Source organism: Undibacterium sp. Di24W, from assembly GCF_049340325.1.
GTDB lineage: Bacteria > Pseudomonadota > Gammaproteobacteria > Burkholderiales > Burkholderiaceae_D > Undibacterium.
In genome coordinates this window covers 1-12748 of sequence record NZ_JBMPOP010000009.1, presented here as the reverse complement: position 1 = coordinate 12748, position 12748 = coordinate 1, and the positions used below count along the sequence as shown (strand labels likewise).

The following is a 12748-nucleotide window of genomic DNA, read 5'->3' as shown; positions in this document are numbered from 1 at the left end:
TAAACGCTTGTTTTAAACTTTGAGACGTTCAACCACACCACCACCTATCAAATCGACGTCGATAATCTCGTCAATATCGCTTTGATCAATATAGGTGTACCAAGTACCTTGTGGGTAGACGACTAGAACAGGGCCTTGTTCGCAACGATCAAGGCAAGCAGCTTTATTGATACGAATTTTGCCTGCACCATTTTGATCTAGCTGCTTGATACGACGTTTTGCATGTTCTTGCGCAGCTTGCGCACCACGTGCGGCACAGCATGGGCGACCATCGTCGCGTTCATTCATACAGAAGAACACGTGTTTTTTAAAATAGAGATTGTCAGACATGAGAAGCTTCGAAAAAAACTAAAAGGGAGGAACTGAAGGCGCTATGATACAACGATTGGCGTGTTTTCTCTGACGACCGGAGAAATTCTTATAATGGATCACAATAGTCTGTCTGTTTAGAAATAATCTATCGCCCTAATGGTTTTAAATCGGAAAGGAAGTGTATAAATGTTGATACCAAAGTATTTGCTGTGCCTGAGCTGCGCACTGGTTTTAGGTGCTTGCGGCAAATCGAATCAGTCCGCTGCGCCCGACAGCACTGCTAGTGCTACTAGTATGGCCTCCAAACCGACCATACAAGTTATCGAAGACCAACGCCAGCAATTGGAAAAAGCCAAGCAAGTCGCAAAAGACGCAGAGGCAGCAGCTGCGGCACAAAAGCAAGCATTGGATACGGTTGCAGAAGGCAAGTAGTCCACTTATGTGGATTCTGTGGAAACTGGTTTAGCACCATACAGATATAAGAATCCAGCGATACCCGCCAATAATGAAGCTGCCAATATCGCCATTTTTGAAGCGTTGATCACTTCATGCTGCCCGTTGAAAGCAAGATTGGTGATGAAGATAGACATGGTAAAACCGATACCACCCAAAATACCGGCACCGCTGATATGACGCCAGCTCAGTTCTGCTGGCAGGCGGCAAATGCCCAAGGTAACAGCAGCAAGGCAGAATAAGCTCACGCCCAAGGGTTTGCCTAATGTTAGACCAACGATTATACCCAAGCTGTTGCTACTGCTAAAGCTATGCATCCAGTCTGCAGGAATCACAATCGCAGTATTCGCCAGCGCAAATATCGGCAAAATAAGGAAAGCCACCGGTTTATGCAGGCCATGTTCTAGCCTATGTGAGGGGGAAGTCTGATCTTCCGCTTTAGCCGAATAAGGAATTGCAAACGCCAACATGACGCCAGCGATCGTAGCGTGTACACCCGAAAGTAACATGCACAGCCACATTGCAGCGCCGCCTATCAAGTAGGGAAATAAAGCCATGACCCGAAAAAGGCGATTTAAAACGATTAAGCCCAGCCAGATTGCAATCGCACCTGCCAAATAGTGCAGTTTGACTTGCGCGGTATAAAACAACGCGATGATGATAATGGCGCACAGATCGTCAATCACCGCGAAGGCAACGACAAAAACTTTCAAGGCACTGGGAACGCGCGAGCCGAGTAACGCCAATGCGCCGAGCGCGAAAGCAATGTCGGTCGCCATCGGGATGCCGATGCCAGCTTGCGTCGTGGTACCGTGGTTCATCGCGTAATGAATTAGTGCCGGTATGATTGTGCCTCCTAAGGCGGCGGCAATAGGTAGCAAGGCATTCTTAAAGTTTGATAACTCGCCACTGTAAAGTTCACGCTCTAATTCAAGCCCGATCAGTAGAAAAAAGATCGCCATCAGAGCGTCGTTGATCCACAGCTCTATGCTTAGACCGGCGACTTGGGTTTGCCAGAATTGCAGATAGTCGTTACTGAACGCTGAGTTGCTGAGAGCTAGGGATAAGGCCGTGCACACTATCAGGAAGGCGCCGCTGGCTTTTTCTGAATGTACAAAGGCCAGAAAACTTTGGCTGAGTGTCAGGCGAGTATTTGTCATAGGAAAATTCTAATTAAATAGTTACTTGGTATTGACACTTGATTTTGATTGCAATAAATACCACAGCGCGACAAACGGCCAAACCACGGACAAAAACTGGGCTGCGCCATAAAAGTTCAGCATTTTTCCTTGTACCATGGTTTGCAGTGTGTGCAAAAAATAAGGATTGCTGGGGATCAAATTCACCATCAATAGACTAAGGCTCAGCAATAAAACCGCCAGACGGCGTTGCGCGTGATTGGGGGCGAATGAAAAGCCATATAGCATAATTGCGCTGATCAAAATGCCGCCTTGGGCACCTGGTGTCAGCCATAAGAAAGCATTTTCAGGTTCAAACATCAAGGCACTGGATAGTGCTCTGATCGCTAAGGCTGCCAACAATAATAAACACGCTAGTGCAAATTTGGGGGCACGGCGATTAAGTAGGGACAGACAAATTAAGATGGCACCACTGCAGCCACATGCGGTGATGATTGTTTCGGACAATAGGTACATCTCAGCGTTAAGCTCGATGTCGTTACGCAAAACCGCACTCAGATCGATACTGACATCTAAGTATTCTTCGCACCATAAAGAAATGATGGGCAGAATTTGACCATGACCAAAGAGGAACGCGTGGGGAAAAATTTGCGCCAACGGCCATAAGCCTAGGATCACTAACTCCCTCGCGGAGTCCATGTGCAACCAACGTGTTCTGAGTTGATGCAGCCTGCCATTTTCTAAAATAATAGGAAGCAGTAATCCACCTAGCACGGCGCCGAGCGCACAGCCGCTGGCATTCGTAATTAAATCTAAAAGTGAAGTGACGCGTGTCGGTAGAAAATACTGCACGCTTTCCATGAGTAAACTCAGTGCGCTTCCGCTCACACAAGCGATCATGACCGACCAGAGGCGCGATATTCTTGGGTAAAGCGAAAACACGATCAAGACACCCAATGGCATATAACCTATCACGTTGACTACTGCATCGAATTGCGACCAGTAACGCGGCCATTGAGAAATCTGTGCGCCAAATGCGGCGATGTTTTCAAACTGCCAGCCAGAAAACGGATACAGACTAGCGTAGACGATCAAGACGGCATAGGCTACTAGGCAGGCGCGAGATAAGGGCGAGGCAGTGAGGTCTTTAGCAGGCACTATGTGATTTATTCGAAGTAGTATCAGTCAGATAAATTGGCATTCCAAGAAATTAAAGTCTTCTTGGGAGCAGCTGGGCATGCCTGGATTGGCTATTTCAATTGAGTCTGTAACCAGACAATTAGTTCCGTAATTGCTTGATCACTTGCCTGAGGCATGGCGCGAGCGCCGCCAACTGCATCGGGACTGCCACTGTTTGATTGTGCGCTAAAAACCTTTTGTGCCAAAAGTTGTTTGTTGTTGATTAAACTGGCGCGCCAGCGTAATTGAACCTGACTACTTTCCAGTGTGGAAAAGTGTTGGGCAAACTCTTCTAAGTCGATTCTGAGTATGGGTAGACCCGAAGTCCCATCGGCACCAGTAGTGACAGTCCCGCCTTCCTGATTGATACGCGAGATAATTTTTTGTTTGAGCAATTGCGCGGGTGGCATGCTCCAGCGACTATTGGCATAAGACCGCAACTCTTGTGGATTGTCATATATCAGGCGGTACAACATGGCCGAACCTTCTAGGTTCATTGGCACTTGTATTTCGGCGAGACTAATTTTTAGCGTTGCAAGCTGGCCGCCGATGGGGGGCTTATTGTTGCTACCAAAGTCGTAACTACGTTGTACCTCTGTGCTAGCACATGCGCTAAACAACAGTACTAGTGGCACGCTGAAGAGGATAGTCAAGTAACGACTGAATGTGTATGTGTTGGATAAAGCGGATCGAATCATCATGGGATCATCCTGATTAATTATAGGGGGTGATGGTTGCTATGATTTCGTTTATTTATTTTTACCTGTGTTACTAAAGCCAGGCTCACCCGGCCCCGGCACAGGCGGTTTGGCGCCAAACAATAAGCTCTGTGGACGCTCGTTAAAATTGTCTGTGCTGCGATTGATGCCACGCAAAGTGCCGCGTGCATCTTGCACCAAGCCATTAATCGCTGGCAAAGTCTCATACTGCAAACTGGTACTTAAATTTTCTACGTTTTTGCTGAGCCGGTTGATGCTGCCATCTTCAGCTTGCATATTATTGATCAAATTGTTCAGATTAGTGCTGGTGGCTTTCGCATTGTCAGAGAATTGTTTGAATGCCAGCGCACTGTCCCGTGCTTGTTGTACGGTTTGCGGTAAGGCAATTAAAACCGGATCGAGTTTGGCAGGTAGAGTTTCCCATGCAGCGGCAGTGCGGCCGATTTGATTGACCGCATTGATTAGCGATTTTTGATTATTGGGATCTAACAAAGTATTTAAGCGCTTACTCAATTCTTCGGTTTGTCCTAAGATCGCCAGACCGTGTTTTTCGACTTCTTGCAATAGACCGGGACGCAGCGGTATCAATGCGCCGAGTCTGGCGTCTTTTACAATCGCAGCAGGCTTACTGCCATCATCGTCTAATTCAATGTAGGCGATACCGGTAACGCCTTGATAGCCTAAGGTGGCGTAAGTAGATTGCGTAATCGGTGTGTCTGACACGATGTCTAAGTTTAATAGCAATTGCCCCGGTACTTTAGTATCAAAGTCTATATCAGTGACTTTGCCGACCTTGATCCCCTTGTAACGTACTGCAGCCTGAATATTTAGACCCGATACTTTCAAAGGTGTAGCAATGGTGTAAGGCGTGCGTTGGATTTCATCTTTGCCTAACCATAGCGCCAGCAAGCCTGCCAGTGTGGCTAAAACTATCGCAAACACGCCAGCGATCAAGGCGTGAGATTTACTTTCCATAATGAACTCCGGTGTTTGAGTCAGCTGTATTCGATGTATTGTGCATATTTGATTGCAATACTTCCATCGCGCGTAACCCACGTCCGCCACGGAAATAGGTTTGTATGAACGGATGCGGTACTTGCACTACTTCCTGCGCGTTGCCCACGGCGATCATTCTTTTGTCTGCAATCACGCCTATACGGGATGACAGAGCGAACAGCGTATCGAGATCGTGAGTGACCATAACCACCGTTAATCGCAAGGATTGATGTAGGGATTGGATCAGGCTGACAAAACTGTCCGAACTATCGGGATCCAAGCCAGCCGTCGGCTCATCTAAAAATAATAGTTCAGGATCAAGCGCGATTGCACGTGCCAGAGCAATGCGTTTTATCATACCGCCAGATAAATCGGAGGGCATTTTTTTTGCATGTTCGAAACCTATGCCTGACATGTGTAGTTTTAGGTAGGCGACATCCATAATGAGTGATTCTGGTAAAACACCCAACTCGCGTAATGGTTGTGCAACGTTTTCAATCACGTTCAAAGCAGAATACAAAGCACCATGTTGAAATAACATGCCAGAACGACGTCGCAAATGTGGTAGATGCTGCTTTTCTGGACCGTGAATGTCTTCGCCGAATACTTTGATTGCACCACGTTTTGGTGTTTCTAAACCCAGCATTTGACGCATGAGCACGGTTTTACCCGAGCCTGAACCGCCAACGATGGAGAAGATTTCACCACGCTGTATTTGTAGGTTCAAATCTTGATGGATAACGGTGCGTCCGAATTGCGTACGTAAATGCGCAATGTCGATAATGATGTCGTTTGTATGGGGAGACGTAGGTGAGGTCATGATCTTGGCGCACTCTAATAAGCGACATTACTGAATATGACTGCAAAAATGGCATCGGCAATAATCACACTCGTGATTGAAACCACCACAGAGCTAGTCGTGCCTTGCCCTAAGCTTTCCGTGTTCGGTTTAATTCGCAATCCATAATGACAAGAAATCAGTGCGATCAGGATACCGAACACCAGGCCTTTGCCCAAGCCTATCCAATAATTTGCCAAGCTGACAGCATCAGGCAATTTGTGAAAGAAGAATCCCGGCGACATATCAAGTATGACTTGAGCCGAGATCGCACCGCCGATAAGCGCCATGATGTCAGTCCAGATCACAATCATCGGCATGGTGAAGGCAAGAGCGATGACTTTTGGCATGATGAGCCGAAAGCCAATTGGTATTCCCATCACGCGCATCGCGTCTAGTTCTTCCGTCACTTTCATCACGCCAAGTTGTGCCGTTATCGCCGAGCCGGATCTGCCCGCAATTAAGATGGCGGCCAGCATAGGGCCCAATTCGCGAATGATACTGATGCCGAGTAAGTTCACGATAAATAAATCGCCGCCATAACTGCGCAATTGTTGCCCCGATAAATAGGACAAAACCACACCGATCAATAAGCCGACTAAAGCGGTAATCGCCAATGCTTGAAAGCCCGTTCGATAGATATTTGCCGAGATTTCCTTCCACGGACCTTTACTGGGATGCCGGGCGAAGCGTCCCAGATCGATGATTAACTGTCCTATTAATTCTGTGATCGCGATTAGGTGTAGCGCGAAGTTGAGTGCCAGACCGCCCAGTCGTCCAAAAGGTGTACGCATTGCTTTTTGCGGCGTTGGTGCGGCGATTTTTTGTAATTCCGCTAGTCGCTCAAATAGGCCGCGGTGATTTTCCTGCAGTATGAGTTTTTCGGGAAAGCGTTTGCCCCAAGTTTGCCACAGTAGTTGAGCGCCGATATGATCAAGCGCGGTCAGTCCGTTTAAGTCCCAATCAAAAGCAGGCCTAAGTTGCAAGCTAGTAAGCTGGATGCTTAACTCTCGCATGATCGTCGGTTCGGCGAGCATGTCGGTCAGCCAAGCACCATGTACTTGGACAGTGGGCTCGTTGTTGATTGGGATAACTAAGGAGGGAATAGTGTCGCGGCGCATAATGCAAGTGTAAGGCACAAATTGCCCGTACGGCAATTTTAGTTGCGAGGTATGGCCTGCTTTCCATTAAGTTTTTTCCGATGGACAAAGTACGCTCTGTCGATAGGATCATTTGGAGGAATGAGTAATCGAGACCTTGGTGTTATTTCTCCTGTGTCAGGGGCGTCTTATTATCAATAACTTCTCTGCAATCGCCTTTTAAAGTTGCGTCATCGTAATTGCTCCATCCATAGCTATCTACATAGCGCGTGTAGTATTTCCAATGAGGACTAAAGACGCTGCGATCCAATTTTTCATCGGGATAGCGTATATCGACCATATCCAGCAGCGAATGAAATACATTTTCGGTCGACAGTTTGGCATGTTGATTTGCCTTCAATGTTCGAATCTTTTCTGGGTGCTGTTTCGCATATTGATCGGAATACCAGACGAAGGCAGGAATATGAAATTCAAACTGTGTATTGTGACCGTGGAAAGCTAAATTGCAGCTGCCATCATATAAAGTCTGCCCGTGATCCGAGACGTACCAGAGCGCGCTCATATGCGGCAACACTTTCAGTTGTTGAATCATGCGCGCTAAGATCCAATCGGTATAGAGGATCGAGTTGTCATAACTGTTGTTAATAGCTTCCTTGTTCTTGAGGTCAGTGTAAGCGGGATTGGCGACTCCAAAGAGTGAGGGCTTCCACTGGTCATACGTTTGAGGGTAGCGATGGCTGTAGTTCCAATGATTGCCCAGCGTGTGTAGGACTATCAGTTTATTCGGTGCCGAGTCGTCTAAGGCGTTTTGCAGTGGCGTTAACAAAATTTGATCGAAACTGGATTTGTTGGTGAAGCCGCCTAAATTCAGAAATTGTGTCACGTCGGCTTCTTTTGCGATGACCGAGGTAGGCGTATCAAATTGGCCGAAACTCATTTGATTGGAGAGCCAAAAGGTTTTAAAACCTGCTTCCTTATAGGCGCTCAAGAATGATTTTTCGGAAAATCCGGCCTTCAGGCTTTGTGCTGCGGGTTTGCGTGTGGTGATGATGGGAACTGATAGGCGAGTAGCAGCGACCGCCGTAATTATGTCGGTAAAATTGACTAAATTGCTTTCTTGGCTGAGGTAGGGATTAGTCTCACGCTGGTAGCCATTGAGGCTCCAGCGGTCATAGCGTGCAGATTCGCCGATTACGACGACGATCGTTTGTTGAAAGTCATTGCCAGGAGCTTGCCGCGCGTGAAACAGGAATTCTCGATTTTTGTTGCTGAGCGTGGACAAATAGTTACGTTCTTTATAAAAATCCACGCCACGTAACAAAATCCCTAACGGCCAACTACGAGAGAAGCTTTCTTCGTCATATATAGCTTCGGCCCAAGTGGGCAGTGGCGGTTGTTGTTGCACATAATTTGCAAATTCGACCCAGGAACGGAGTTGCCAAATTGGTTTGCTGCTGGCTTCTTTTTTGCTGGACGCGCTCTCTGAATCTGACGCGCTCGCCACACCAACTTGGGCACCGTAAGTCCAGCATAACAAGCAAGCCGAAAGGACGGCTAGCACGATCCAGCGTGAGCTGTGCTGCCAGGTTAGGCTAGTTTCATGTTTTGCGGCCAGCAATAGCGTCCACCACCAGAACAAGATTGCAGCTGCTATGAACAGCAATAACCAAATCTTGCCTCCAAGAAATTCCAGCGCTTCTTTTGGGCTGGTTTCCGTAATAATTCCTAAATGATGCGTGGAAATACCTTGACCGTAATATAAACGTAAGTAAATTTCTATGGGAATCGCTAAGAAAGCGGGTAGTAAGACGAAATGAAACCAGCGCGGTTTTTTGAAAAATGCCCATAACGCCAGCCACGATAAAGCTTGGTAGGCCAAAATTCGGCCACCATGCTCAATCGACTTGCCCAAGATGATACTAAAAAATGCTAAACAACTAACGAGGAAATAACTACCAAGCAAATAGGGTCTAGAGAAACGTAGCAGGTGGTGCATTAAAATAATGTGCCTTAAAGTAAGTGTAGGTTGCGTGTTGAGGTATTAAATGCATAGCCATAAAATTTACAGGGCTATCAAGGAGGGATATTTTAGCTTTGATAGCAACCTATCGTAGAAACTCAGCATAGTTAACGCATAAATCTGTGTTTGGCTTACCAAGGTCCCCAATCTTCCTCGTCATCACTTATTGCTAAGTTGTTGTTTCCATTGTTTTTCATTGACTTTGCTTGAAATAAAGGTGTACACTCGCGAGTTCTCGATTTTATATGGTTTATTCTTACGCACTGCCAATTTGTGAGTGAGCATGAATGTTCGGGGGCTAGCAAGCTAAGTTTGCAAGTGAATATATAGATTTTAAGTGCCCGGGCAACCGTTTCCGGGTGTGTGTTTAACGTTGTATTTTGTTGGATTAAAAACGATGCCAACCATCAATCAACTGATTCGCCAACCACGTGTTTCTGCAGTGGTTAAGAGCAAATCTCCGGCGCTGGAAAACAGCCCGCAAAAACGCGGCGTATGTACCCGTGTTTATACGACAACTCCAAAAAAGCCTAACTCGGCTTTGCGTAAAGTTGCTAAAGTACGCTTGACCAACGGTTTCGAAGTTATTTCGTATATCGGCGGTGAAGGTCATAACTTGCAAGAACATAGCGTAGTTTTGCTGCGCGGTGGTCGTGTAAAGGATTTGCCGGGTGTACGTTACCATATGGTTCGTGGTGCTTTGGATACTCAAGGTGTTAAAGACCGTAAGCAAGCTCGTTCCAAATATGGTTCTAAGCGCGCTAAGGCTGTTAAGAAGTAATTTTCTAATCAATTAGAATTTTGTTTTGTAATCAGCTTGTAAATTAACCTCTGTAAAATCTCCGTAATTCGGATAGGTGTCGGTCTCGAATGAGCCGAGTAAGTGGTGGCTATGATGGCTTACCGCGAGCGTTGATAAATTTGTTATCGACCGCTCAACTGAAGATTGAAAGGAATTGAAATGCCACGTCGTCGTGAAGTCCCGAAACGGGATATTTTGCCGGATCCAAAATTCGGTAATGTAGAAGTATCTAAGTTTGTTAACGTGTTGATGTTGTCTGGCAAGAAGTCTGTTGCTGAAGGCATTATCTATGGCGCGTTTGATCACATCCAATCTAAATCGGGTAAAGATCCATTGGAAGTGTTTGCAACTGCAATTAGCAATGCTAAGCCATTGGTGGAAGTTAAGTCCCGCCGCGTTGGTGGTGCTAACTATCAGGTTCCAGTTGAAGTTCGTCCAGTTCGTCGTTTGGCTTTGTCTATGCGTTGGTTGCGTGAAGCAGCGAACAAGCGTAGCGAAAAATCTATGCCGCAGCGTTTGGCTGGTGAATTGTTGGAAGCTGCTGAAGGTCGCGGCGGTGCAATGAAGAAACGTGATGAAGTGCATCGTATGGCTGAAGCCAACAAAGCCTTCTCCCACTTCCGCTTCTAATAGTAAGGTGAGAGACCGTTGTGTTGTAGTTGCAATGGTTTTGGTAAGAATATTGAATCAGGCCGGGCGTAATTTCTTCATGAAAATTGCGCTCGGTTTTGTCCATTAAAAGATTTAGGAATAGCTATGGCCCGTAAGACCCCCATTGAGCGCTACCGTAATATTGGTATTTCGGCTCACATTGATGCTGGTAAAACCACGACAACCGAACGTGTTTTGTTCTATACCGGTGTAAATCACAAAATCGGTGAAGTGCATGATGGCGCGGCTACCATGGACTGGATGGAGCAAGAGCAAGAGCGCGGTATTACTATTACTTCCGCTGCGACAACTTGCTTCTGGAGTGGTATGGCGAATAACTTCGCACCGCACCACATCAACATTATTGATACACCAGGCCACGTTGACTTCACTATTGAAGTTGAGCGTTCTATGCGTGTATTGGACGGCGCTTGCATGGTTTACTGTGCAGTCGGCGGCGTTCAGCCACAATCTGAAACAGTTTGGCGTCAAGCTAACAAGTACAAAGTCCCACGTTTGGCATTCGTCAATAAAATGGACCGTACTGGCGCGAACTTCTTCAAAGTGTACGATCAAATGCGTGCGCGTTTGAAGGCAAATCCAGTGCCTTTGCAAGTACCTATCGGCGCTGAAGATTTGTTCGAAGGCGTGATCGATTTGGTTAAGATGAAAGCGATCATCTGGGATGTGGCATCTCAAGGTATGAAATTTGAATACCAAGATATCCCTGCGCATTTGGTGGAAGAATCCAAAAAATGGCGTGAAAACATGGTTGAGGCAGCTGCTGAAGCCAGTGAAGAATTGATGAACAAGTACCTTGAAGAAGGTGACTTGTCTGAAGCTGAAATCAAAGCAGCTTTGCGTCAACGTACTATCGCTTCTGAAATCGTTCCTATGATGTGCGGTACAGCATTTAAGAACAAGGGCGTTCAGGCGATGTTGGATGCGGTTATTGAATACTTGCCATCCCCATTGGATATTCCACCAGTGCCTGGTCTGAATGAAGATGATGAGCCTGTAGTTCGTGAAGCTAAAGACAATGAGAAGTTTTCTGCGTTGGCATTTAAGATTGCTACGGATCCGTTCGTTGGTCAATTGTGCTTTATCCGTTGCTACTCAGGTACTTTGAATTCTGGCGATAGCGTTTACAACTCTGTAAAAGAGAAGAAAGAACGTATTGGCCGTTTGGTTCAAATGCATGCGAACCAACGTGAAGAAATTAAAGAGATGATGGCGGGTGATATCGCTGCTGTTGTGGGTCTGAAAGACACAACAACCGGTGACACATTGTGTGACGAAAAAGCAATCGTTGTGTTAGAGCGCATGATTTTCCCAGAGCCAGTTATCTCTCAAGCGGTTGAGCCAAAGACTAAGGCTGATCAAGAGAAGATGGGCTTGGCTTTGAACCGTTTGGCTGCTGAAGATCCATCTTTCCGCGTACGTACTGACGAAGAATCTGGTCAGACAATTATCGCTGGTATGGGTGAATTGCATTTGGATATTATCGTTGATCGTATGAAGCGTGAATTTAACGTGGAAGCGACAGTTGGTAAGCCACAAGTTGCGTACCGCGAAACAATTCGCAAAACATGCGAAGAAATCGAAGGCAAGTTCGTTAAGCAATCTGGTGGTCGTGGTCAATACGGTCACGTTGTATTGAAGATCGAGCCGCAAGAACCAGGTAAGGGTTTCGAATTCGTTGACGCGATCAAAGGCGGTACAGTTCCACGTGAATACATCCCTGCAGTTGAAAAAGGTGTTCGTGAAACATTGACATCTGGTGTGTTGGCTGGTTACCCAGTGGTTGACGTTAAAGTGACATTGTTCTTCGGTTCATACCATGACGTTGACTCTAACGAAAACGCGTTCCGTATGGCGGGTTCGATGGCATTCAAAGATGGCTGCCGTAAAGCAAGTCCAGTTATTCTGGAGCCAATGATGGCCGTCGAAGTGGAAACACCAGAAGACTACGCCGGTACAGTGATGGGTGATTTGTCTTCACGTCGCGGTATGGTACAAGGTATGGATGAGATTGCTGGTGGTGGCGGTAAGATCATTAAAGCTGAAGTGCCGTTGTCTGAGATGTTTGGTTACTCAACATCTTTGCGTTCGGCGACTCAAGGTCGTGCGACTTATTCTATGGAATTCAAGCACTACTCTGAAGCACCGAAGAATGTTATCGACGCAATCGTGACATCTAAAGCTAAGTAATTTAAATCGGAAATCCTGCTCTGCTTATCAAATGTGGGTGGAGTAGGTAATTAATCTAATCGTTCTTTTTGAAGGAAGAATAAAATGGCAAAAGGTAAGTTCGAACGCACCAAGCCGCACGTTAACGTCGGTACAATTGGTCACGTGGATCACGGCAAAACGACATTGACAGCAGCGATTGCGACAGTATTGTCTAAGAAGTTTGGCGGCGAAGCTAAAGCATACGATCAGATCGATGCAGCTCCAGAAGAAAAAGCACGCGGTATTACAATTAATACAGCGCACGTAGAATACGAAACAGCAGGTCGTCACTATGCTCACGTTGACT

At 46.4% G+C, this 12748-nt stretch carries 13 protein-coding genes; 5 read left to right on the top strand and 8 right to left on the bottom strand.

Annotated elements, in window-relative coordinates; all coding sequences use genetic code 11:
• Window positions 1–12: 12 nt before the first annotated feature.
• Window positions 13–330: a (2Fe-2S) ferredoxin domain-containing protein gene (locus ACO0KZ_RS17555; protein ID WP_422997594.1), complete on the bottom strand. Its 318-nt coding sequence runs from the start codon at window positions 328–330 to the stop codon at window positions 13–15.
• 168 nt (window positions 331–498) lie between these two features.
• Between ACO0KZ_RS17555 and ACO0KZ_RS17550 the strand changes: the two genes are divergently transcribed.
• Complete coding sequence (locus tag ACO0KZ_RS17550) at window positions 499–744, top strand: hypothetical protein (protein ID WP_422997592.1); 246 nt, start codon at window positions 499–501, stop codon at window positions 742–744.
• A 5-nt stretch (window positions 745–749) separates the two neighbouring features.
• Here ACO0KZ_RS17550 and nhaA read toward each other — a convergent pair whose 3' ends face one another.
• The 7 genes from nhaA to ACO0KZ_RS17515 all read right to left on the bottom strand — a co-directional run bounded on the left by nhaA (window position 750) and on the right by ACO0KZ_RS17515 (window position 8732).
• Entirely contained in the window at window positions 750–1925 is a 1176-nt protein-coding gene (gene nhaA / locus ACO0KZ_RS17545) for a Na+/H+ antiporter NhaA (RefSeq protein WP_422997590.1), read from the bottom strand.
• Between the two features lie 21 nt (window positions 1926–1946).
• Complete coding sequence (locus ACO0KZ_RS17540) at window positions 1947–3062, bottom strand: VanZ family protein (protein WP_422997588.1); 1116 nt, start codon at window positions 3060–3062, stop codon at window positions 1947–1949.
• A 92-nt stretch (window positions 3063–3154) separates the two neighbouring features.
• Window positions 3155–3784: an ABC-type transport auxiliary lipoprotein family protein gene (locus ACO0KZ_RS17535; protein WP_422997586.1), complete on the bottom strand. Its 630-nt coding sequence runs from the start codon at window positions 3782–3784 to the stop codon at window positions 3155–3157.
• Between the two features lie 48 nt (window positions 3785–3832).
• Complete coding sequence (locus tag ACO0KZ_RS17530; RefSeq protein ID WP_422997584.1) at window positions 3833–4777, bottom strand: MlaD family protein; 945 nt, start codon at window positions 4775–4777, stop codon at window positions 3833–3835.
• Window positions 4767–5618, bottom strand: a complete 852-nt coding sequence (locus ACO0KZ_RS17525; RefSeq protein ID WP_422997582.1) for an ABC transporter ATP-binding protein — start codon at window positions 5616–5618, stop codon at window positions 4767–4769. The genes ACO0KZ_RS17530 and ACO0KZ_RS17525 overlap by 11 nt, the downstream gene beginning before the upstream one ends.
• Window positions 5619–5632: 14 nt before the next feature.
• Window positions 5633–6757 carry an MlaE family ABC transporter permease gene (locus ACO0KZ_RS17520; RefSeq protein WP_422997863.1) on the bottom strand — a complete coding sequence of 375 codons (1125 nt, stop codon included), beginning with the start codon at window positions 6755–6757 and terminating at the stop codon, window positions 5633–5635.
• Between the two features lie 142 nt (window positions 6758–6899).
• A complete protein-coding gene (locus tag ACO0KZ_RS17515; RefSeq protein WP_422997580.1) occupies window positions 6900–8732 on the bottom strand; it encodes a phosphoethanolamine transferase in 1833 nt (610 codons plus the stop codon).
• A 421-nt stretch (window positions 8733–9153) separates the two neighbouring features.
• Between ACO0KZ_RS17515 and rpsL the strand changes: the two genes are divergently transcribed.
• The 4 genes from rpsL to ACO0KZ_RS17495 form a co-directional block, all read left to right on the top strand.
• Window positions 9154–9537, top strand: coding sequence for a 30S ribosomal protein S12 (gene rpsL / locus ACO0KZ_RS17510; protein WP_186886132.1), 384 nt, complete (start codon window positions 9154–9156; stop codon window positions 9535–9537).
• Between the two features lie 180 nt (window positions 9538–9717).
• Window positions 9718–10188 carry a 30S ribosomal protein S7 gene (gene rpsG, locus ACO0KZ_RS17505; protein WP_422997577.1) on the top strand — a complete coding sequence of 157 codons (471 nt, stop codon included), beginning with the start codon at window positions 9718–9720 and terminating at the stop codon, window positions 10186–10188.
• Window positions 10189–10314: 126 nt separating this feature from the next.
• Entirely contained in the window at window positions 10315–12420 is a 2106-nt protein-coding gene (gene fusA, locus ACO0KZ_RS17500) for an elongation factor G (RefSeq protein ID WP_422997575.1), read from the top strand.
• Window positions 12421–12504: 84 nt separating this feature from the next.
• Window positions 12505–12748 (top strand): GTP-binding protein (locus ACO0KZ_RS17495; protein WP_422996622.1); only part of this gene is annotated, 244 nt, incomplete at its 3' end.